Raw genomic sequence first — 21334 nt, forward strand, 5'->3', positions numbered from 1 at the left:
AGCTCCACTATTAAGAGGTGCGGGGCCTATCCCTGCGCCCGACACCATTGCGCAGGGTCGCTGGGGCGGCCCTGCTGACGAATCGCAAAATACAGCGCGGGGGTGTCTTGGCCGCCACTGGTGCCGACTGTCGCAATCGGCTCGCCAGCTTTGACGATGTCACCCGCGTCTTTCAATAAGCTTTGGTTGTGCCCGTACAGGCTGAGGTAACCGTTGCCGTGGTCGAGAATCACCAGCAGGCCCGAACCGCGCAACCAGTCGGCAAATACCACACGGCCGCCGTGCACGGCGCGCACCTGGCTGCCGGCGGCGGCGCCGATTAGTACGCCGTCCCATGTTGTACGAGCGTCGTCGCCGCGTTGGGTTCCATATCGCGCAACGATGCGGCCATTGACCGGCCACGGCAGCTTGCCGCGGCTGCTGGCGAACGCGCCGCCATACACGGCGCCATCGCTGGAAACCACCGGGCCACTCGGTGCGCTGACCGGCTTCTGGCCAGGGCCGACGCGGCGGTTGGCCATGGCCAGTTGCTGTTCTTCCTGGGCACGCTTGCGTGCTTCTTCCGCCGCCTTGGCTTCACGGGCTTGGCGGGCCAGGGTTTCCTCAATGGTTTTCAGCACATTGCCCAGCGCCGCTTGTTCTTGCTGGCGGGCTTTGAGCTTTTGGTCGCTGCTTTTGGAATCGCTGTTGAGCTTGGCCAAGGCTTGCTGGCGCTCTTTGCGAACCTGAGCAAGCTTGTCGCGGCGCTCGTCCAGAGAACCCTTGCGCTCAGCAAGCTGAGCTTTTTCCGCCGCGCTTTCGCGTTCGATATTGGCCAGTTGGCGCAGGGTTTCGTTGAAGGTGTTGAGCTGGTCGAGGCGGGCTTGGCTGACGTAGTCGTAATAGGTGAGGGTGCGGGCGAATTTTTCGGGGTTTTGCTGGTTGAGCAACAGCTTTAAGTATTCCTGTCGCCCGCTCTGGTAAGCCGCCCTGGCCTGGATACCGATCAGCCTTTGCTGCTCGATTCGCGCGCCCTCAAGTTTTTTTTTCTCGCCTTCGAGACGCTGAATCTCGGTCTCGTTGTTCTTGAGCTGCTGCTCAAGGGTATTGATCTGCTTCTCCAGATCACCCATTTCGGTTTCAGTGCCACGCAACTGCTTTTGAATGCCGGACTTGTCGGCTTCAATTTTCTTCAGCAGTTTTTGCAGTTCAACAACGTCGCGCTGGGCAGCGTCGAGTTGCTTTTGCGCATCCGCGCGCTCGTCGGCTACGGCCGGGCATAGCAGCAGAGCAAGAACAATGGCAGTCAGGGTGCGAAGCATGGGGCGGGCGATACCGGGATGAAGACGGCCTAGTATGCCCGCGGTGCGCAGCAAAAAAAACGTCCGTGCAGTGCGTGTGGAATAAATGTCGAGTGGGCGACGGCGTTGGGCTTCGCTTTGCTAACCGAACCCGCGGTTAACGCACGATCAGGCTCCGTTATCCGCGCGAGCGCGGCGACCCAGGCTCGTGATGCGCAGGAAGCTCGTCCGGTCACCCCAACATCGCCTTCAGTACCCCGGCGAAGTCCTGCGCACTGCTTTGCTCATCAGTGTGCCGGCCCTCGCGCACCACCCATTTGCCGCCAACCATCACATCGCGCACCTGCCGAACACCGCCGGCAAACAGCCACCGGTTAAGAATGGCGTCCTGTTCGGCGCAGGCGATGTACGGGTCGGCGCCATCCAGCACGACGAAATCTGCTCGTTTGCCGACGGCCAATTGGCCAATCGGCTGACCCAACGCTTGCGCGCCGCCGAGCAGGGCGGCGTCGTACAGCGTGCGGCCGATCATGGGCTGGTCGCTGCGGTAGAGGCGGTTGCGTTTCTGATCGCGCAGACGCTGGCCGTATTCGAGCCAGCGCAATTCTTCGGCCACGCTCACCGACACGTGGCTGTCCGAACCAATGCCGAGCCGCCCGCCTTGGGCCAGGTAATCCACCGCTGGAAAAATGCCATCGCCCAGATTGGCTTCTGTCGTCAGGCACAGGCCGGCGACAGCTTGGCTGGCCGCCATCTGCCGCACTTCTTCAGGGTTGGCGTGGGTGGCGTGCACCAGGCACCAGCGGGCGTCCACCGCGACGTGGTCGAACAGCCATTGCAACGGGCGCTGACCGCTCCAGGCCAGGCAGTCGTCCACTTCTTTTTGTTGCTCGGCGATATGAATATGCACCGGGCTGTCACTGGCGCTTGCTGCCAGCACGTGCTCGATCTGCTCAGGCGTGACGGCGCGCAGGGAGTGGAAGCACAGGCCCAGGCGCTGGTTTGGCTGATCGGCCAGGGCGGCTTGAAGGCGTTGTTGCAACGCGAGATAGCTGTCGCTGCTATGGATAAAACGCCGCTGGCCTTCGCTAGGCGGCAGACCGCCAAAGCCTGCGTGGGCATACAGCACGGGCAGCAGCGTCAGGCCGATGCCGCTGTCGCTCGCCGCCTGGCTGATGCGCAAGCCCAGCTCAGCCGGATCGCCGTAGGGCTGGCCGTTGACGTCGTGGTGCACGTAATGGAATTCGGCGACGCTGGTGTATCCGGCTTTAAGCATTTCGATATACAGCTGGCGGGCAATAATTTGAATCTGCTCGGGGCTCAGCGTGGCGACCAGGCGGTACATCAGGTCGCGCCAGGTCCAGAAGCTATCGTTGGGGTTGCCGGCCACTTCCGCCAGCCCGGCCATCAGGCGCTGAAACGCATGGGAATGCAGATTGGGCATGCCCGGCAGGAGCGGGCCGCTCAGGCGCTCGGCGCCCTCGTCGGTGGCCTCGGTTTGAATCTGTTGCAGCACGCCATCGGCGCCTACGGTCAGGCGCACATTGCGCGCCCACCCATCGGCCAGCAAGGCGCGCTCAGCGAAGAAAACAGGCATGTTCCGGGCGCTCCAGGGCGAATTCAGGTTGTATATACATATACAGAGGCAAACGTGAAACGTAAACTCTCGCCACCGTCGCGCCAGTCGCGAAGTTTTGCCGAGGAGATTGCTGTGTCCGCTCCACAGTCCGAGATGGCCACCCTGGCCGCGCAACTGGGCGACGAACCTGCGCCGTTGTACGCGCGCGTCAAGCAGATGATCAGCGCGCAGATTCACACCGGCGCCTGGCCGCCCCACCATCGCGTGCCCTCCGAGAGCGAGCTGGTGGCGCAACTCGGTTTCAGCCGCATGACCATCAACCGCGCCTTGCGTGAACTCACGGCCGACGGTCTGTTGGTGCGCATGCAAGGCGTCGGCACCTTTGTGGCCGAGCCCAAAGGCCAGTCGGCGCTGTTTGAAGTGCACAACATCGCCGATGAAATCGCCGCTCGCGGCCATCGCCACCATTGCGTGGTGGTGCGCCTGGAAGAGGAAAAAGCCGGCGCCGAGCGCGCCATGGCGCTGGACGTTCGCGAAGGCGAGCGGGTGTTTCACTCGGTGATCGTGCACTACGAAAACGACGTGCCGGTGCAGATCGAAGACCGCTACGTAAACGCCAGCGTCGCCCCGGATTACCTGACCCAGGATTTCACCGTTGCCACGCCGTACGCCTACCTGATGCAAATCGCCCCGATGAGCGAAGGCGAGCATGTTGTGGAAGCGATTCTGGCCGAGCCGAGCGAATGCAAGCTGCTGCAAATTGAACGCGGCGAGCCGTGCTTGCTGATTCGCCGCCGTACCTGGTCGGGGCGCCGCACCGTGACGGTCGCGCGCCTGCTGTACCCGGGCTCGCGCCATCGTCTGGAAGGGCGCTTCGCCTCATGACCTGGCAGGTGCTGCGTGCCGCTGATTACGTGCGCATGCCGTGGAAAAACGGCGCCGGCAGCACCTTGGAAATCGCCCGCGATGGCGACGGGCTTGAGGCATTCGCCTGGCGCCTGTCCATCGCCGACGTCACCCAGCCGGGGCCGTTCTCGGCATTCACCGGCTACCAACGCATCATCACCGTGCTGGAAGGCGACGGCATGCAGCTTGAAGTGGACGGGCAAATGAGCCGCCCGCTACAGGCGTTGGATGCGTACGCATTTTCCGGCGACAGCCAGGTGCAGTGCAGCTTGCTTGGCGGGGCGATTCGGGACTTCAACCTGATCTATTCACCGCAGCGTTGCAGCGCGCGATTGCAGTGGATGGCAGCGGGGGAGAGCAGCGTGCTGACCTCGGCGGCGACCGTGCTGGTGTTCAGTGCCGGGGATGGGTTGCGGGTAGACGTGGAAGGCGGGGAAGTGGAGCTGGGGCGCTACGACTGCTTGCAGGGCGGCGCTGGCCGGCTGCAAACGTTGCGGTTTCGGGCGGAGCATCCGTATTGCTTGATTGAGCTTCAGTCGATCAAAAATCGAGGCTAAAGCCTCTCCCACAGGGGCATATCTAATTGTGGGAGAGGCTTCAGCCTCGATGCTGTTAATACAACCGATCAAACGCCAGCCATTGCCCAAATACGCCGTTTTCCACCCATGCCCGTGCGGCGGCGATGTCGGGGGCGAAGTAGCGGTCTTCGTCATAGTGCGGCACTTCGCGGCGCACCATTTCCAGCACTTCAACCAGCAGCGGTGAGGTTTTCAGCGGCGCGTGCAGGTCTACGCCCTGAGCGGCGCCGAGCAGTTCGATGGCGACCACGGCGCTGCTGTTGCCGGCCATGTCGAGCAGACGGCGGGCGGCGAAGGTGGCCATGGACACGTGGTCTTCCTGGTTGGCTGAGGTCGGCAAGCTGTCGATGGACGCCGGATGACCGAGGGTTTTGTTCTCGGAGGCCAACGCTGCGGCGGTCACCTGGGCGATCATGAAGCCCGAGTTCAAGCCGCCTTCGCGCACCAGAAATGCCGGCAGGCCGGACAGCGCCGGGTCGACCAGTTGCGCAATGCGGCGCTCCGACAGGGCACCGATTTCGGCGATGGCCAGGGCCAACACGTCGGAGGCCATGGCCACCGGCTCGGCGTGGAAGTTGCCGCCCGACAACACGTCGCCATCGGCGCTGAATACCAGCGGGTTGTCGGAAACGGCGTTGGCCTCACGCAGGAAAATGTTCGCGGCAAAGCGCAGGTGATCCAGGCAGGCGCCCATCACTTGTGGCTGGCAGCGCAGGGAGTAGGGGTCTTGCACGCGGGTGCAGTCGGCGTGGGATTCGCGGATCTCGCTGGTGCTGCCCAACAGCTCGCGGTAGAACGCCGCCACATCAATTTGCCCGGCCTGACCGCGCACCGCTTGAATGCGTGGGTCGAACGGCACGGCTGAGCCTTTCAACGCCTCAACGCTCAAGCTGCCGGCCACCACGGCGGCGCTGAACAGTTTTTCCGTCGCGAACAAACCGCGCAACGCCAGCGCCGTGGACACCTGCGTGCCGTTGATCAACGCCAGGCCTTCCTTCGGCCCGAGCACCATGGGCGTGAGGCCGGCAATGGCCAGGCCTTCAACGGCATCCATCTCGCGGCCGTTATGGCGCACCCGGCCAATGCCGATCAGCACGGCGGACATATGCGCCAGTGGCGCCAAGTCGCCAGAAGCGCCTACGGAACCTTGCGAGGGAATGCACGGATAGACCTTGGCGTTGTAAAGCGCGGCGAGGGCTTGGATCACTTCCCAGCGAATGCCGGAAAAGCCGCGCGCCAGCGAGCCCACTTTCAGCGCCATGATCAGACCGACGCTGGCGTCATCCAACAACGGGCCGGTGCCGGTGCAGTGCGACAGCAGCAGGTTGCGCTGCAATTTGGCCAGCGATTCAGTCGGGATCGAGGTGCGCGCCAGCAGCCCAAAGCCGGTGTTGATGCCGTACACCGTGCGCTTGTTGTCGATGATTTCCAGCACCGTGCGGTTGCTGGTATCGACCACTGCTTTGGCGGCCGGATCGAGTTCGACAGGGCATTGCTGCTGATAAATCGCGCGTAGCTGTTCGAGGGAAAGTTGGCCGGGCTGAAGCAGCAGTGGATTCGACATGGAAGACGTCCTGAAAAAATGCCGGTGAAAGGGTGACGAGCACCTATATACACTTGTATATACAGGTTAGGCAAATGGCGCGTCAAAGTCTCTTGCTTAATGCTTTCCCACAGCAAACGCAGCAAGTTGCGCTTGAAATCACAGACGTTTCTTATCGCCGCGGCGCGTTCAGGCTTTGGCGCCACGCTCGCGCCCAGCGCTACGCAGCGGCTATAATCCCCGGCTTTATCAGGCGACCCTCGGTTTGCCGTCCGACTTTTTCGCGCAGGCATTGGTCCTGCGTCGTTGCAAGAGGTTTCCCGTGGCATTGACGATTCTCGGCCTTTCCGGCGCCCTCAGTCATGATCCTTCCGCTGCGCTCTATATCGACGGCAAGTTGATCGCGGCCGCCGAAGAAGAGCGCTTTGTGCGCGACAAGCACGCCAAGAACCGCATGCCCTACGAGTCGGCCAAGTTCTGCCTGGAACAGGCCGGCATCAAACCGTCGGACGTCGATGTGGTCGCCATCCCCTTCGCGCCCATCAGCATTTTCGGCAAAGCGCGCTGGCACTACGCCAAGCGCTACTGGTATGCGCCGGACCGCTCGCTCGACGCCATCCTGATGGGCAACCGTCGCTACAAGCGCTACCGCAACAAGATCGTCTGGTGCCTCGAGCAACTGGGCTTCGACCCGAAAAAAGTCAAAATCGAGCCGGTCGAGCATCACCTGGCCCACGCTTCCAGCGCCTACCACTGCTCGGGCTTCACCGAGAAAACCGCGATCATGGGCATCGACGGAAAAGGTGAGTACGCCACCACGTTCTTCGGCTACGGCGAGAACGGCAAGATCCACAAGATCAAAGAGTTCTTCGACCCGGATTCCCTCGGCGGCCTGTACGGCGCGATCACCGAGTTCCTCGGCTTTGAAATGCTCGATGGCGAGTTCAAGGTCATGGGCATGGCGCCGTATGGCGACGCCAGCAAATACGATTTCTCGCGCCTGGCCAAATTCGAAAACGGCGAGCTGATCATCAACACCGAGTACGCCAACGTCATCGGCCTGCGTCGCTATAAAGAGAACGGCAAGGGCTTCTACTTCTCGCCCAAACTGATCGAGTGGCTGGGTCCGAAACGCGAAGGCGACATCGCCGACGATCCGTACATCCATTACGCCGCCAGCATGCAAGCGCTGTTCGAAAAGCTGGCGCTGCAAATGATGGATTACTACCTGGGCGACATCCTCAAGGAAACCGGCAAAATTGCCTTCGCCGGCGGCTGCGCGCTGAACGTCAAACTCAATCAACGCATCATCGCCCGCCCGGAAGTCAAAGAGCTGTTCGTGCAGCCCGCTTCCGGTGACGCCGGCACTGCCGTTGGCGCCGCCGCGTACATCTCGCACAAGCGCGGTGTGCCAGTGGAGAAAATGGAACACGTTTATCTCGGCCCTTCGTATTCCAACGAAGACGTGATCGCCGCCTGCGCGCGCCACGTGAGCAAGCCGAAGTGGAAGCAAATCGACAACATGCCGCAGCGCATCGCTGAAATCATGGTCGCCGGCAACCCGGTGGCCTGGTTCCAGGGCCGCATGGAGTTTGGTCCGCGTGCCCTCGGCGGCCGTTCGATCATTGGTTGCCCGAGCATTGCTGGCGTGGCCAATCGCATCAACGAACAAATCAAGTTCCGCGAGCGCTGGCGCCCCTTCTGCCCGTCGATGCTCGACACCGTCGGCCCGCAGATGATCAAGGTCGACCACCCAGCACCGTTCATGACCTTCACCTTTGAAGTGGCTGAAGAGTGGAAAACCCGTGTGCCGGAAGTCGTGCACGAAGACGGCACTTCCCGTGCCCAGGTGCTCAAGCGCGACTACAACCCGCGCTACTACGACATGATGAAGGCCTTGGAAGGCCTGACCGGCAACGGCGTGTCGCTGAACACCTCGCTGAACCGTCGTGGCGAACCGATGATCTGCTCGCCCACCGACGCGCTGAACATGTTCTTCGGTTCGGACCTGCAGTACCTGATCATGGAAGACATTTTGGTGATCAAGGAAGGCGCGGACGGGTATGACACGCTCAACTGAACTGCGCGTTCTGCAGTTCTGCCATGGTTATGACGGGCCGTTTCTGGACTGCGCCCGTCAGTACGCCAGCCTGTTCGACGGCACGCCCTACAAAGTCACCACCGTTTACCTGACCGGTGAACCGAGCGCCGCTGTGGAAGCGGGCTCGGGTTCGGACGAAGTGATTTTTCTCGGCTACCACAGCGCCGAGGTGCGTGGTCTGAAGTTGGCGGCCATTCGCGACATCAAACGCATCACCCGCGAGCGCCAATTTGCCTTGTGCATCGCGCACCGTTTTAAACCGGTGTACGTCGCCTTGCTCGCTAGCAACTTACCGGTGATCGGCGTGCACCATGCGTTTGGTGACTATCGCCGGCGCTCGCGTTTTCTTTTCGCCAACTGGTTCAAACGCCGCCTGAGCTTGCTCGGGGTGTCTGACGCCGTGCGTGATGACCTGCGCGAAAGCTTGCCGGGCTGGCCGACTGAGCGCATTGAAACCCTGTACAACCGCGTCGACCTGGCGGCTATCCACGCCGAGTTGCTTACCCGCGAGCAGGCCCGTGAAGCCTTGGGCCTGGCGAGCGATGCGTGGATTGTCGGCAACGTCGGCCGTTTGCACCCGGACAAAGACCAAACCACCTTGCTGCGCGGTTTCGCCGAAGCCTTGCCCAACCTGCCAGCCAACAGCCTGTTGGTAATTATGGGCAGCGGCAAGCTCGAGGCTCCGCTCAAGGCGCTGGCGCAGCATCTGGGCGTGGCCGAGCAGGTGCGTTTTCTCGGCCAGGTGGCCCACGGTCGCCGCTATTTTCGCGCCTTCGATGTGTTCGCGTTGAGCTCCGATCACGAGCCGTTCGGCATGGTTTTGTTGGAAGCCATGGCTGCCGACGTGCCGGTTATTTGCACCGACTGCGGCGGCGGCGCGGAAGTGGTGGCCGGCGTAGGGCTGTTGTTCGCGCTGGGCGACGCTGCCGAGTTGGCGCGCCAGCTGCAACGCCAGGCGGTAGAAGCTGAGCGCCTGCCCGAATGCCGTGCGCGCATGGCCATGCGGTTGCGCGAGCGCTTCACCGATGAAGCCGTACGCGTGCGCTTTTGGGCCTTGCCGATGATGGCCGGGAAACGATGATTTCTCGCCCCGCCGACACCCTTTGGGCTGACCGCGCACGCGCGCTGGACCGTTACCGCTGGCAGTTGCTGCGCGAGCGCTACGGCGTCGTCGGCAGCGCGTTACGGTTCGCTCGCGAGGCGCTGGCCGACCTGCGCTTCGGCTGGCGTGCCAGGCGTTGTCTGGCCGCGCAACACGCCGCTGAGCCGTGTGACTTCTTGCTGTTGCAGTCGGCCCCCAAAGTGATCGCCTTTGCCCGCAAAAAAGCCTTTATCCAGGCCATGCGCGAGCGCGGTCATTCGTTGGTCGAAACGGCGTTGCAAAGCCCACGAATAATTTGCCGCGAGCGCTTGCTCAACGCGCCGCCGCAACCGCTGCCACTGCGCTATTTCGGTTACGCCGCCTACGCGCAGTGGCTGGTCGATCACCATCAGCCAGCGGTGCTGCTCAACGACCGCAACGGCAGCCTGTATTCGCCTTTCCTGCGTTTGGCCATGAATGCGCGCGGCCGGCCGTTAGTGCAGTTGGCCCATGCCTCGACGGTGGAAAGCTCACGCCGCCTGGGCATGAACGACTACGACTATTACCTGCTATTCGGCCGCAGTTCGCTGGAGGCGCTGCAGGCGCGGACGTTGCGCTTTGGCGACTCGACCGCCGTGTTGGCCGGCTCGCACATGATCGACACGGCCTACGACTTGCCATTTGCCGACCCGCAGCAAAAGCGCCTGCTGGTGCTGGGCGTTGGGCCAGATAAAGAAAAAGAGCCCGGCTATCAGCGCACGTACGCCTTGCTCCGCGATTGGGCAGCAGCGAACCCGCAGTGGCAGGTATTGATTAAGCGTCACCCGCGCAGCCAGGCCGGCTATTGGCAGCCCGTGGCCGATGAATTACCCAACGTGCACCTGCTAGCCGCCGAATGTTCATTGGCTGAGGCGCTGGGCCAGGCGTCGGTGGTGGTCAACATCATGTCCAATGCGGTGATTGAGGCTGGATTGGCCGGTCGCCCGGTGCTCTACGCCAACCTCAGCGAGGATGGCGACATTTTCGCCCAAGAGCGCTTTTTCGGATCGCGTATCGAAACGCCGGCCGCACTCCAGCAGCGGCTTGAGCAGATCGTCGGCGCGTACGACGAACAGGTGAAAGTCGCTCGCGCCTTCGCGCTGTTTCATCTGTCTCATGGCTCGCAAGGCTTGGCGCAGAACGTGCGTGTCCTTGAGTGCTTGCTGCACGACCAGCCCTTACCCGACGACATCGAGCACGCCCCTTTGAATGGCACGGATCGACCATGACTCCTTTCCTTTTCTTCTCGCTGGCCAAGCACCAGAGCATTTATTTTCAGCGCCTGCTCAACGAAACCGAGCTGGAAGGCAAGGTTGTGGTGCCAGCGCAAATGCCGTGGCCACGTCCTTGGCAATTGCCGGCCATTATTTCGCGTATCGACTGGGCGCATCTGGTGGAAGAAAAGTGCCAGGAGCGGCGGGTCAAAAATAAATACGAAGGCTCGTTGTACCGCGCCTTGCTGCGCCTGGAACTGGCCTGGATTGCCCTGCGCGCCAACGCCTTACTCAAGCGCGAAAAGCCGAAGAATCTGGTGATGTGGAACGGCTCGCACCGGTACTGCCAGTTGCTCCTGGCGTTGAAACCGGCCGAGTGCGGCACGTTCTTTTTCGAAAATGGCCTGCTGCCCGACACCACCACCCTGGATGCCAAGGGCGTGAACTTCCGCAACTCGGTGCCGCGAGATCAGGCGTTTTACCTCAACTATCCCGAGCCCGACGCGGCCGATGGTCAGGGCGACGTGGTGCTGATACCACGCAAGCCACGGGTGAGTGATCTGGTGCCGGTCGAGTTGCCGCAGCGCTATGTCTTTATCCCGTTTCAGGACGACCGCGACACGCAAGTGCGGCTGTTCTCGCCCTGGGTCGGCAACATGCGCGACCTGTTTGCCCTGGGCGAACGGCTGGCGGCGGAAACCGGCATGACGGTGGTGTTCAAGGAGCACCCGTCGAGCCGCGAGGTGTACCCCGATTTGCACCAGCGCACCCACGAGCGCTTGCTGTTTGCTAACGGCAACGCCACTCAGCAGTTGATTGAGCAGAGCCAGTTCGTGATCACGCTCAACTCGACGGTGGGGCTGGAGAGTTTGTTATTGGGCAAGCCGGTGCTAACCCTGGGTCAGGCATTTTTCAATATTCCAGGCGTGGTCATGCACGCCGACTCCGCAGATGAGCTGTTGGCGGCGGCCAGAAGCTTCCCCGATTGGCCATTGGATGAACGCGTGAAACGCAACTTCCTGCGCTACCTGGCGCACGACTATTGCATTCAGGGCAGCTGGCAAAACGCCGACGCTGCACAGTTGAAACGAGCAGCACAGCGCATGTTGAACAAGGATTGATGGATGAAAGGAAATGCCGTGGTGCGCAAAGTTTCGTTGCCGATGTGGGCATGTCTGGGGTTAACGGCGCTGCTGTGCTTCGCCTGGATTTTGCCCAGTAAGCACTATCACCAGGCGGTGATTGCGCTGTTGTGGGTGCCGGTTATTCCTGCTTTGTTTCGTGCGGATTTTCGTTCTGCATTGAAGCAACCTGAGTTGGCGCTTTTTGGCATATTTGTGGCCTGGACCTGGCTGGTGCTGGCCGTTAAAGGCAGCGATGAGCCAACGGGCGATTTGAAGGTCACGTTGTATGTGACGCTGTCGTTGTTGGGCATTGTGCTGGCCTCTCAGGCGCGCATCCGTATCGAGACCTGGCTATTGGGCGCGTCCGTATTTGGCGGCTTGCTGTCGTTGGCTTCGGTGGTTAATTTCTACTGGCTGCAGCCAGAGAAATATGAAGGCATGCGCCTGATTGCCGTGGGCGTTTGGAACACCGCGATCATGGCGGCCCACGCCGTCGGCGTACTCGCTTTGCTAGCTTTTTTCTTGCGTCCGACCCAGCGCCTGGCTCCCTGGCAATTCGCCCTGCTGGCTATCGCCGCGCCTGGGTTTTTGCTGTTTCTGGGCCTTAACCAAACACGCGGTGTATGGATCGCCTTGGTGCTGACCTTTGTGGTGATGGTGGTTGTGCTGCGCTCCAGGCGTGGCTATGCGCTTATCGCCCTAGGCGTGCTCGTTATTGCGGCAATAGCTGTGCTTTGCCCTGACGTCCTCACCCAACGTGGCGCGTCGGCTCGACCCACACTGTGGGCGGGCGGCCTGAAGTTGATGCTCGATAACTGGGCGTTGGGCTACGGTTTTAACGAGTTCGGGATTTTCGTACCCGAGCTGAATCGCACCTTTAAGCACCCGCATAACTTGTTCCTCAACATCGGCGCACGCGAAGGTGTGATTGGCCTGGTGCTATACCTGACGCTGTGGGGCAGCGTTGCCTGGCGCGCCTGGATTAACCGGGCTGAGCCGCTCGGGCAGGCGTTGCTGGCAATCTGGGTATTTTCGACGGTGTCGCTGATGACCGATGGTATTGGCCTGTGGCTCAAACCCAACGCCGATTGGTTGGTGACATGGGTGCCGATTGGGCTGAGTCTGGTGCTAGCCAGCCGAAAGTTTGGCGAGCCCAAAACAGTCTGAACCCCTGGTTGTCACGTTTATCGAAAATCATAGGGAGTGGCGTCGATTCTCGACGCCTCCATGAAAAAGAGGGACGCCTTGGATGGGCGAGTTTTACCTTTCGAATAAATCGGTGCCGTTCGAATCATTCGACGCATGTCGCAACAGCCGCTCTGGTCCGGTATTTATCGTGGCGTCCGGGCCGTCCACTAAAAATTTCCCGCTGGAGCAATACGGCCAGTTCCCGATGATGGCGTTGAACGGCTCGATCTGCCGCTTCACCTCTGTCGGCATGGCGCCGGATTACTACCTGTGCGACGACAGCAGCTTCGTTCGCAACCGTCTGCCATTGATGCTGCAAGCCGTCGAGCATGCTCGCCACCTAGTGCTTTCCCCGCGCGTGATCGAAACCTTGCTAGGCACCGTGCCGGACGCTTTAGAAGGGCGCTCGGTATTTCGCTTCGAGCGCGCAGGGCGCTGCGACGAGGCGCACCGCCACTTGAGTCCACGGCAATTCGCGCGGGCCATGCGTAAGGACGACGACATCGAGTGCAACTATTCCTGGTTCCGGCAAAAGCCCAACCGCATCGGCTTCAGTCGCAATCTACAGAAAGGCTACTTCAACGGCCGCACCGTGCCCTATGCGGGCATCCAGCTGGCCTATCACTTGGGATTTACCCAGGTGCTTTTGGTGGGCGTGGACTTGAACACCAAGGCCGGCCGCTTCTATGAGGACGGCGAAAAAGCGGTGCCCAGTCGCTTAGATGGCGACTTCGATGATTACATTCTGCCGAGCTTTCAGCTTCTGGCCGAGCGTGTGATCAAGCCGCAATTTCAGGTGTACAACCTGTCTGCGCAGAGTCGTTTACCCGACCGCCTCATTCCTAAACTGGAGCGCGATCAGCTCGACGCTCTGCTGGCCCGCGCGTAAGCCACGAGCAGTTCGTCCCACGGAAAACCATCGACCTTGCGCCGCTCTAAGTAGCCGCGCAGGTGCTCGAAGTTTCGCCGCACCAGGCGCTTGTTGAGCGGGGCACGCTTGAAGCGCATGTCAAGAAAATCAATCAGGCCAAAATCGCCATCAGGCGTGAGCAAGATGTTGCCCAGGTGCAGCGAGCGGAAGTAAATGCCGCGCTGATGCAGGCGATAGATGTATGCCGCCAACTGCGGCAGCAGCGTTAAGAAACGAGGTTTATCGTGGCGGAACAGGCTATCGAGCGGCTCGCCGGGCAACGGCTGATACAGGCAGGCGCTAACGGCTTTTTCGCGGTCGATCCACACGCTTTCATCAATGATCGGGGTGGCGATGCCAGCCTGTTGCAAGCGTTGCGCATTGCGGCTGAAACGTTGTGCCGAAGGAAGCAAGCGGGCCAGTAGCGGCGTGCGGCGGCTGCGCATGATCTTCAGCAAGCGACCGTCCGCCAAGCGCACCACCTTCGGCCCAAAACTGTCTTTTTCCAGAAGCTCGCCGTGGTCGAGCCAATCTTGCAATTCGTTCGCTGCTACAATCCGCATCTTTTCTCTCAAGCCAGTCGTATGAGGCGTGCCGAATGGCCAAAACCAGTGAGCAATCCAGTCTGAAAGTCTATTTGAGACTGCTCAAGTATGTGCTGCCGTATTGGGGTGCTTTTGCGATCAGTATTGTCGGTTTCGTGATTTTCGCGTCCAGCCAACCGTTGCTGGCCGACATGCTCAAACACTTTATCCGCGCCCTGGAAGGCACCAACGACACCAAGTTTCTCGGCGTTTCAATGGTCCTTGGCGTGCCGTTGTTGATTGTACTCATTGCCGTCTATCAGGGCATAGGCTCATTTCTGGGCAACTACTACCTGGCAAAAGTCTCCCGTGGCTTGGTCCACGACCTGCGGGTGGCGCTGTTTAACAGCCTGCTGACGCTGCCCAACCGGTACTTCGATAACCACAATTCCGGCCATCTGATTTCGCGTATTACCTACAACGTGACCATGGTCACCGGCGCCGCCACCGATGCCATCAAGGTGGTGATTCGTGAAGGCCTGACCGTGGTGTTTCTGTTCGGCTATCTGGTCTACAGCAACTGGAAACTGACCTCGGTGCTGCTGTGCATCCTGCCGGTTATTGCGGTACTGGTGACAACCGCCAGCAAGAAGTTTCGCAGCCAAAGCAAGAAAATCCAGGTGGCGATGGGCGATGTAACCCACGTGGCCTCGGAGACCATTCAGGGCTACCGCGTGGTGCGCAGTTTCGGCGGCGAAACCTACGAGAAAACCCGTTTCCGCGAAGCCAGCGAAGACAACATGAACCGCAGCCTGGGCATGACGCGCACCCAGTCGATCTACACGCCAAGCCTGCAACTGGTCATCTATATCGGCATGGCCGTGTTGATGTACCTGGTGCTGTACTTCCGTGGCGATGCTTCGCCCGCCGAACTGGTGGCCTACATCACCGCCGCCGGCCTGCTGCCCAAGCCGATCCGCCAACTGTCAGAAGTCAGCGCTACCATCCAGAAAGGTCTGGCCGGTGCGGAAAGCATCTTCGAGCAGCTCGATGAAGAGCCTGAAGTGGATACCGGCACCGTGGAGCTGGAACGCGCCACTGGGCTGCTGGAAGTGCGCAATCTGAGCTTCCAATACCCTGGCACCGAGCGCGAGGTGCTGAGCAACATTTCCTTCGTCGCCAAGCCTGGGCAGATGGTCGCCCTGGTGGGCCGCTCGGGCAGCGGCAAGTCGACGCTGGCCAATTTGATTCCGCGTTTCTATCACCACAACCAGGGCGAAATTTTGCTCGATGGTTTGGAAATCGAAACCTTCAAGCTGACCAACCTGCGCCGTCATATCGCTCTGGTCACCCAGCACGTCACCCTGTTCAACGACACCGTCACCAACAACATCGCCTATGGCGATCTGGCCGGTGCGCCGTTCGAACTGGTGCGTCAGTCCGCTGAAGACGCCTATGCCGCCGAGTTCATCGAGAAGATGCCCAAAGGCTACGACACGTTGGTCGGCGAGAACGGTGTGCTCTTGTCGGGCGGTCAACGCCAGCGTCTGGCCATTGCCCGTGCGCTGCTGAAAAACGCGCCGCTGCTGATTCTCGACGAGGCCACCTCGGCGCTGGATACTGAATCGGAACGCCATATTCAGGGCGCCCTCGACAAGGTTATGCAAGGCCGCACCACGCTGGTGATTGCCCACCGTCTGAGCACCATTGAAAAGGCCGATCTGATTCTGGTCATGGACCAGGGCGAGATCGTCGAGCGCGGCAGCCACGACGAGTTGTTGGCCCTGAACGGCTACTACTCGCGCTTGCACGCCAAGCAGTTCAAAGACGGCGACGAAGCCGAAGCCGAGCTGCTTCCGGCATGATCGGTCGCGTGTGGCGGGGCTGGCGTGAACGTGGCTGGACCCCGATCGAAGCCGACGCTTACGCCGCCGCCTGGAACCGCTTCGGCGGCAGCGTGGCCACTCATCCGCAGGTCATCGAGCGCCTCGCCGGCCTGGCGGGGCTTCCCGTGCGCTACCTCGGTTGGTTCGCCGGCGCTGAACTGGTTGCCGCCGTGCCGTGCTGGGGCCGCCACTTGGCCTTGTCCAAAGACGTGCTCAAGGCCAAGGGCAAACGCGGGCTGTTTGACCTGGGCAACGCCGAAATCATTCTGCCGGTGGCGCCCGATGTTCAGGTGCCGGTGCGTCAGCGCATGCGTTATGTCTCGGAGCTGAACAGCGGCCGGATCGACACGCTCAAGCCGCAACCTGAAGGCTTGGCGCTGGCCCGGGCGCCCGAGGATTATTCGAAAAAATTTCGTTACAACCAGCGTCGCGAACAGCGCTTGCTGGAGGAGGCGGGCGGGGTGATTCGGCCGATGCTTGATCTGACGCCGGCTGAACAGGCGAGCATCTACGCCGACCTGTTCCAGCGCCGCTGGGGCTTCGAGGCCACCGGCAAAGCGCATCTGGCCGAGGTGTTTGCCCTGCTGCGTGAATTCATGACCGGCTCGCTGATTTACCTCAACGGCCTGCCGGTAGCGATTCAAGTGCTGTATCAGGTGCAGGCGCCGAACTGGGTGAGCCTTGAGTACATCAACGGTGGCGTCGACCCGCAGAACCGCGAGTTCAGCCCCGGCAGCGTGCTCAGCTTCGTCAACACCCAAGACGCCTGGGCCGCCGCCCGCGCATTGAATAAACCGCTGCGCTATTCCTTCGGCCGCGCCGACCGCGAATACAAAGACCGCTGGTGCCATAGCGTGCCGGTGTTTCAGGTATAGAGCCCCAGGTTTTCCCCATGAGCACACGCAAGCAGCAGCTTCTTAAACAGCATCGGCGTAACAAGCGCCTGTTCCTCGCCGTCGCCCTGGTGGTGTTGGTGCTGCTGGGGCTGATTGTCGCCTGGTGGCTGGTGCCGCTGCTGCTGGTGCTGGGCTGGATAGGGCATGAGGCCTGGTTCGCCGACCATTTGTTCTACTCGCCTAAAGACGATTACCTGTACCGCTTCCCCGCCGGCACGCCGCGCTTTGCGGTAACGCTGGCCGACGGCACGGTGCACTTGCGCGATGCGGTGGTTGAAGGCGATACGCTGATTTTGTCGATGCGGGTGCGCGCTACGTTGCTTGGTAGCTTGCTGGATCCGCACGTTCTGGTGGGTGATGACCGTCAGGACTTCGAGCGCGGCGTGGCAGGGCGGCGTTATCTCAATGTGTCCGGGCAGGCCGCCGCCTTGGCGCAAGGACAACTGACCATCAAGGGCCGCTTCTGCCGCCTGGCATCGGCGGGCGAGTTGTACTGCCTCAGCAACCCGGACTACGCCGAAGAGCCGGTGATGATCCTCGCCCCCCACGCCGACGACGCCGAGCTGGCCGCCTTCGGCCTCTATAGCCGCAGCAAAAACGTCAGCATCGTGACCCTGACCCAGGGCGAAATCGAAGCCGAACGCTTTCAGCAAATGGGCTTGCTTCACGCCGAAGCCGCCTCGCTCAAAGGTCGCTTGCGCGCCTGGGACAGCCTGACCGTGCCGCTGTGGGGCGGCGTGCCCGCCAGCCATTGTCTGCAACTGGGTTATTACTGCCTGCAATTGCCGGCCATGGCCGCCGAACCGGACAAGGTGTTTGGCTCGCGCGAGTCGGGCGAAAGTGATGTACGCAGCGTGCGCCAGCACAACCCGCTGCGCTTGCCGAGTGACAGCGACGGCGCGCCCAGCTGGAGTAATCTGCTGGCCGATCTGGTGTTTGCCCTGGAGCATTTCCGCCCAAGCGTTGTGGTTACCCCGCACCCGGAATTGGACCCGCACGCCGACCATGTTGCCACCACCGAGGCGCTGCGTCAGGCCGTCGCCCGCAGCAGCTGGAAACCGCACACCCTGTTGTTCTACGCCAACCACCTGCACGACAACGACCGTTGGCCCATGGGCCCGGCGGGCAACGGCATTGCTTTGCCGCCGGCCATCGACGCGCTGCCGGCGGACCTGCTGTGGAGCCCGGTATTGAGTGCGGCCACGCAGATCGACAAAGCCATGGCGCTGGGCATGCAGCACGATTTGCAAGGCCGGCCGCCGCTGAAAAAGCGCCTGCGCCGCGTTATTCAGCAACTCCTCGCCGGGCGCCGCTGGCCGGCCACTGGTGAGGATGAGTTCTTTCGCAAAGCGGTCAGACGGCACGAGCTGTTCTGGGTCCGCCGTTTACCTGATTGAGGCGCAGCGCCCGGCCGCTTGAGGCTGGGCGCGTACCTCGCTGTGCTATATTTTTTGCCGCGTTTAAGCGTCCCCGGAGAGTCCATGAAGTTGTCCATGCCCCGTTTTGATCAGGCCTCAGTTTTAGTGGTCGGTGATGTCATGCTCGACCGCTACTGGCACGGCGGCACCTCGCGGATTTCCCCGGAAGCGCCGGTTCCCGTGGTGCGCGTTGACCAGATTGAAGACCGTCCCGGTGGCGCCGCCAACGTTGCGCTGAACATCGCCGCCCTGGGCGCGCCGGCTCGACTGGTCGGCGTGACCGGCGAAGACGAAGCCGCCGTCAGCCTTGCCGACAGCCTCAAAGCCGCCGGCGTGAGCGCCCAGTTCCAACGCATCTCCGGCCAGCCGACCATCGTCAAACTGCGGGTCATGAGCCGTCATCAGCAACTGCTGCGCATGGACTTCGAAGAACCGTTCAGAACCGACACCGTGGCGCTCACCGCCTCGGTCGAAAGCCAGCTCAACGGCATCAAAGTGCTGGTGCTGTCGGACTACGGCAAAGGCGCGCTGAAGAACCACCAGGAACTGATCCAGGCCGCCCGCGCGCGCAACATTCCGGTGCTGGCCGACCCCAAGGGTAAAGACTTCGCCATCTACCGTGGCGCCAGCCTGATCACCCCGAATCTCAGCGAATTTGAAACCATCGTCGGCCGTTGCGCCGACGAAGCCGAACTGGTCGCTAAGGGCGCCGAGCTGATGCGCGAACTGGAATTGGGCGCCTTGCTGGTGACCCGTGGCGAGCACGGCATGACCCTGCTGCGTCCTGAGCATCCGGCCCTGCATCTGCCAGCTCGCGCCCGCGAAGTGTTCGACGTGACCGGCGCCGGCGACACCGTGATTTCCACCCTGGCAGCCTCCATTGCGGCCGGTGAAGAACTGCCGCAAGCCGTGGCGTTGGCCAACCTGGCCGCTGGCATCGTAGTCGGCAAACTGGGCACCGCCGCCATCAGTGCGCCGGAACTGCGTCGCGCCGTGCAGCGTGAAGAAGGCTCCGAGCGGGGCGTGCTGACCCTGGACCAACTGCTGACCAGCATCGACGACGCTCGCGCCCATGGCGAAAAAATTGTCTTCACCAACGGCTGCTTCGACATTCTTCACGCCGGCCACGTGACCTACTTGGAACAGGCTCGCGCGCAAGGCGACCGCCTGGTGCTGGCAGTGAACGACGACGCGTCGGTTAGCCGCCTGAAAGGCCCGGGTCGCCCGATCAACTCGGTTGACCGCCGCATGGCCGTGCTCGCCGGTCTCGGCGCAGTGGATTGGGTGGTGTGCTTCAGCGAAGACACCCCGGAAAATCTGCTGCGCGCCGTGAAACCGGATGTGCTGGTGAAGGGCGGTGACTACGGCGTTGAGCAGGTTGTCGGCGCCGATATCGTCAAAGCCTACGGCGGCGAAGTGCGGGTGTTGGGGTTGGTGGAAAACAGCTCCACGACGGCCATCGTTAACAAGATTCGCGAGCGTAAGTAACCCGTTGGCCGCGGTGCGCATGGCGCACCCCTCTGAGGGGTTTCAAAACCAACACCGTCATTCCCGCGAAGGCGGCGGTCCGACGATTCGGGATGCAGGAATTTTCGCCTCACCGGAGATTCTGGATTCCCGCGTTCGCGGGAATGACGGGTGTCGTGAATGCGCAGTGCGTCCCCCCTTTGGCTAACCTGCCAATCACCCCCGGCGTAGCGGTCATAGGCGCGGCGTTTTGACGCGCGCATGCTGCGGGCATCTTCATCCTGGACGGAAAGATGCCCATGAATGCCGATGTACAAGGCCGCGCTCTGGCCCTTCTCAATCGCATGGCGCAGGCCGATTGGCCTGATCGCCTGAACCTGCGCAAACCCTTCGAAAAACTGGTTTACAGCGGCAGCCGTGCCAGCTTTCGCATGGCCGCTGACCGTATGCAAAAAGGCGGCAGCCGCACGCCGCGCAAGGTCGATCCGGACGCGCTGTTCGACTTGTCGCTCAGCGAAGAGCAGCAAATGCTCGTCGATATGCTCGCCGGGTTTGCCAGCGATGTGCTGCGCCCCGCCGCCCACGACGCCGACGCCAATGCTGCCGTCCCCGCTGAATTGCTCAATCAGGCGCAAGACCTGGGCCTGACGTTTTATGGCGTCAGCGAAGCCCATGGCGGCATGGCCGGCGAGCGCACCACGGTGAGCAATGCCTTGATCGCCGAAGCGTTGGCCAAAGGCGATATGTCCCTGGCCGCCGCGTTGCTGGTGCCGTTGTCGGCCGCCAATTGCATTCGCCGTTGGGGCTCGCCCGAGCAGCAGCAACGCTGGTTGCCGGCGTTTGTGGGCGAAGCCAGTGCGCCGGTGATGGCCATTGCCGTCAACGAGCCCGAAGCGCTGTTCGACCCGCTCAAGCTGGGCGCCAAAGCCAAGCGCAAGGGCAAGCATTACACCCTCAGCGGCGAGAAATGCCTGGTGCTGCGTGGGTTGGACGCCAGCCACTTGATCATCGCCGCGCGCGCCGAAAATGGTCCGGCGCTGTTTATCGTCGAGGCCGGCAGCAAAGGGCTGCAACGCTTCCCCGAGCCCGGCATGGGGCTCAAGGCCGGCGCCACGGCGCGGGTCAAACTTAAGGGCGTGAAAGTGCCGGCCGATCAGCGCCTGAACGCGGAGCACTTCAGCTATCAAAGCTTTCTTGACCACGCCGCGCTGGCCTGGTGTGCGCTGGCTGTGGGCACCGGCCAGGCAGCGCTGGACTACGTGACGACGTACTGCAACGAACGCATCGCCTTTGGCGAGCCGATCAGCCATCGCCAGGGCGTAGCGTTTATGGTCGCCGACATCGCCATTGAGCTGGACGCCATGCGCATGTTGGTCTGGCGCGCCTGCGCCCGCTCCGAGCAAGGGTTGGAATTTCACCGCGAGGCGTATCTGGCGCGCCTGTTGTGCGCAGAAAAAGCCATGAAAATCGGCACCGACGCCGTGCAGTTGTTGGGCGGCCATGGCTTTACCAAAGAACACCCAGCCGAGCGCTGGTACCGCGACATGCGCGCCGTGGCCGTAATGGCCGGCGGCCTGCAACTGTGAGCAGGGAGTGACGC

The 21334-nt window shown here is 61.8% G+C and carries 17 protein-coding genes; 13 read left to right on the forward strand and 4 right to left on the reverse strand.

Annotation, left to right across the window (positions count from 1 at the left end):
• Nucleotides 1-26 precede the first annotated feature (26 nt).
• Both ACZZ0Q_RS02175 and ACZZ0Q_RS02180 read right to left on the reverse strand, forming a co-directional pair.
• Nucleotides 27-1301 carry a murein hydrolase activator EnvC family protein gene (locus ACZZ0Q_RS02175; protein ID WP_463560239.1) on the reverse strand — a complete coding sequence of 425 codons (1275 nt, stop codon included), beginning with the start codon at nt 1299-1301 and terminating at the stop codon, nt 27-29.
• Between the two features lie 211 nt (nt 1302-1512).
• Nucleotides 1513-2877, reverse strand: coding sequence for a formimidoylglutamate deiminase (locus ACZZ0Q_RS02180; RefSeq protein WP_463540241.1), 1365 nt, complete (start codon nt 2875-2877; stop codon nt 1513-1515).
• A gap of 135 nt (nt 2878-3012) precedes the next feature.
• On the opposite strand from ACZZ0Q_RS02180, the gene hutC reads away from it, so the two are divergent.
• Nucleotides 3013-3744, forward strand: a complete 732-nt coding sequence (gene hutC / locus ACZZ0Q_RS02185; protein WP_463536972.1) for a histidine utilization repressor — start codon at nt 3013-3015, stop codon at nt 3742-3744.
• Nucleotides 3741-4322 (forward strand): HutD/Ves family protein, encoded by a 582-nt coding sequence (locus ACZZ0Q_RS02190; protein WP_463540240.1) that lies wholly within the window; start codon nt 3741-3743, stop codon nt 4320-4322. Before hutC ends, ACZZ0Q_RS02190 begins: the two co-directional genes overlap by 4 nt.
• Nucleotides 4323-4377: 55 nt before the next feature.
• On the opposite strand, the gene hutH is transcribed toward ACZZ0Q_RS02190, so the two are convergent.
• Nucleotides 4378-5907 (reverse strand): histidine ammonia-lyase, encoded by a 1530-nt coding sequence (gene hutH / locus ACZZ0Q_RS02195; protein ID WP_463540239.1) that lies wholly within the window; start codon nt 5905-5907, stop codon nt 4378-4380.
• A gap of 301 nt (nt 5908-6208) precedes the next feature.
• Here hutH and ACZZ0Q_RS02200 point away from each other — a divergent pair, with 301 nt between their 5' ends.
• The 6 genes from ACZZ0Q_RS02200 (at nt 6209) to ACZZ0Q_RS02225 (ending at nt 13522) form a co-directional block, all read left to right on the forward strand.
• Entirely contained in the window at nt 6209-7966 is a 1758-nt protein-coding gene (locus ACZZ0Q_RS02200; protein WP_463540238.1) for a carbamoyltransferase family protein, read from the forward strand.
• A complete protein-coding gene (locus tag ACZZ0Q_RS02205; RefSeq protein WP_463540237.1) occupies nt 7950-9068 on the forward strand; it encodes a glycosyltransferase in 1119 nt (372 codons plus the stop codon). Before ACZZ0Q_RS02200 ends, ACZZ0Q_RS02205 begins: the two co-directional genes overlap by 17 nt.
• Nucleotides 9065-10336, forward strand: coding sequence for a capsule biosynthesis protein (locus tag ACZZ0Q_RS02210; protein WP_463540236.1), 1272 nt, complete (start codon nt 9065-9067; stop codon nt 10334-10336). The genes ACZZ0Q_RS02205 and ACZZ0Q_RS02210 overlap by 4 nt, the downstream gene beginning before the upstream one ends.
• The gene (locus ACZZ0Q_RS02215) at nt 10333-11442 is read left to right on the forward strand and encodes a capsular polysaccharide export protein, LipB/KpsS family (protein WP_463540235.1); all 1110 of its coding nucleotides are present in this window, start codon (nt 10333-10335) and stop codon (nt 11440-11442) included. Before ACZZ0Q_RS02210 ends, ACZZ0Q_RS02215 begins: the two co-directional genes overlap by 4 nt.
• 3 nt (nt 11443-11445) lie before the next feature.
• Nucleotides 11446-12612: an O-antigen ligase family protein gene (locus ACZZ0Q_RS02220; protein WP_463540234.1), complete on the forward strand. Its 1167-nt coding sequence runs from the start codon at nt 11446-11448 to the stop codon at nt 12610-12612.
• Between the two features lie 82 nt (nt 12613-12694).
• Complete coding sequence (locus tag ACZZ0Q_RS02225; RefSeq protein WP_463540233.1) at nt 12695-13522, forward strand: lipopolysaccharide core biosynthesis protein; 828 nt, start codon at nt 12695-12697, stop codon at nt 13520-13522.
• Here the strand turns inward: ACZZ0Q_RS02225 and ACZZ0Q_RS02230 are convergent.
• On the reverse strand, nt 13492-14106 hold the full coding sequence (locus ACZZ0Q_RS02230; RefSeq protein ID WP_463540232.1) for a BUD32 family EKC/KEOPS complex subunit: 615 nt from the start codon (nt 14104-14106) through the stop codon (nt 13492-13494). The genes ACZZ0Q_RS02225 and ACZZ0Q_RS02230 overlap by 31 nt on opposite strands.
• A 35-nt stretch (nt 14107-14141) precedes the next feature.
• Between ACZZ0Q_RS02230 and msbA the strand changes: the two genes are divergently transcribed.
• The 5 genes from msbA (at nt 14142) to ACZZ0Q_RS02255 (ending at nt 21320) form a co-directional block, all read left to right on the forward strand.
• Nucleotides 14142-15932, forward strand: a complete 1791-nt coding sequence (gene msbA / locus ACZZ0Q_RS02235; RefSeq protein WP_463540231.1) for a lipid A export permease/ATP-binding protein MsbA — start codon at nt 14142-14144, stop codon at nt 15930-15932.
• Nucleotides 15929-16828 carry a GNAT family N-acetyltransferase gene (locus ACZZ0Q_RS02240; RefSeq protein ID WP_463560241.1) on the forward strand — a complete coding sequence of 300 codons (900 nt, stop codon included), beginning with the start codon at nt 15929-15931 and terminating at the stop codon, nt 16826-16828. The genes msbA and ACZZ0Q_RS02240 overlap by 4 nt, the downstream gene beginning before the upstream one ends.
• 17 nt (nt 16829-16845) lie before the next feature.
• On the forward strand, nt 16846-18246 hold the full coding sequence (locus ACZZ0Q_RS02245) for a PIG-L deacetylase family protein (RefSeq protein WP_463540230.1): 1401 nt from the start codon (nt 16846-16848) through the stop codon (nt 18244-18246).
• Nucleotides 18247-18330: 84 nt separating this feature from the next.
• Nucleotides 18331-19755, forward strand: coding sequence for a bifunctional D-glycero-beta-D-manno-heptose-7-phosphate kinase/D-glycero-beta-D-manno-heptose 1-phosphate adenylyltransferase HldE (gene hldE, locus ACZZ0Q_RS02250; protein ID WP_463540229.1), 1425 nt, complete (start codon nt 18331-18333; stop codon nt 19753-19755).
• 272 nt (nt 19756-20027) lie between these two features.
• On the forward strand, nt 20028-21320 hold the full coding sequence (locus ACZZ0Q_RS02255; protein WP_463540228.1) for an acyl-CoA dehydrogenase family protein: 1293 nt from the start codon (nt 20028-20030) through the stop codon (nt 21318-21320).
• Nucleotides 21321-21334 lie beyond the last annotated feature (14 nt).

This window comes from Pseudomonas sp. AC070 (assembly GCF_979258635.1).

Bases quoted from the DNA above. Each gene is read 5' to 3' on its own strand.
- ACZZ0Q_RS02205 (WP_463540237.1), top strand. From the start codon at position 7,950: ATGACACGCTCAACTGAACTGCGCGTTCTGCAGTTCTGCCATGGTTAT.
- ACZZ0Q_RS02215 (WP_463540235.1), top strand. From the start codon at position 10,333: ATGACTCCTTTCCTTTTCTTCTCGCTGGCCAAGCACCAGAGCATTTAT.
- ACZZ0Q_RS02190 (WP_463540240.1), top strand. From the start codon at position 3,741: ATGACCTGGCAGGTGCTGCGTGCCGCTGATTACGTGCGCATGCCGTGG.
- ACZZ0Q_RS02245 (WP_463540230.1), top strand. From the start codon at position 16,846: ATGAGCACACGCAAGCAGCAGCTTCTTAAACAGCATCGGCGTAACAAG.
- ACZZ0Q_RS02230 (WP_463540232.1), bottom strand. From the start codon at position 14,106: ATGCGGATTGTAGCAGCGAACGAATTGCAAGATTGGCTCGACCACGGC.
- ACZZ0Q_RS02225 (WP_463540233.1), top strand. From the start codon at position 12,695: ATGGGCGAGTTTTACCTTTCGAATAAATCGGTGCCGTTCGAATCATTC.
- hldE (WP_463540229.1), top strand. From the start codon at position 18,331: ATGAAGTTGTCCATGCCCCGTTTTGATCAGGCCTCAGTTTTAGTGGTC.
- ACZZ0Q_RS02175 (WP_463560239.1), bottom strand. From the start codon at position 1,301: ATGCTTCGCACCCTGACTGCCATTGTTCTTGCTCTGCTGCTATGCCCG.
- hutH (WP_463540239.1), bottom strand. From the start codon at position 5,907: ATGTCGAATCCACTGCTGCTTCAGCCCGGCCAACTTTCCCTCGAACAG.
- ACZZ0Q_RS02240 (WP_463560241.1), top strand. From the start codon at position 15,929: ATGATCGGTCGCGTGTGGCGGGGCTGGCGTGAACGTGGCTGGACCCCG.
- msbA (WP_463540231.1), top strand. From the start codon at position 14,142: ATGGCCAAAACCAGTGAGCAATCCAGTCTGAAAGTCTATTTGAGACTG.
- ACZZ0Q_RS02255 (WP_463540228.1), top strand. From the start codon at position 20,028: ATGCCCATGAATGCCGATGTACAAGGCCGCGCTCTGGCCCTTCTCAAT.
- hutC (WP_463536972.1), top strand. From the start codon at position 3,013: ATGGCCACCCTGGCCGCGCAACTGGGCGACGAACCTGCGCCGTTGTAC.
- ACZZ0Q_RS02210 (WP_463540236.1), top strand. From the start codon at position 9,065: ATGATTTCTCGCCCCGCCGACACCCTTTGGGCTGACCGCGCACGCGCG.
- ACZZ0Q_RS02220 (WP_463540234.1), top strand. From the start codon at position 11,446: ATGAAAGGAAATGCCGTGGTGCGCAAAGTTTCGTTGCCGATGTGGGCA.
- ACZZ0Q_RS02180 (WP_463540241.1), bottom strand. From the start codon at position 2,877: ATGCCTGTTTTCTTCGCTGAGCGCGCCTTGCTGGCCGATGGGTGGGCG.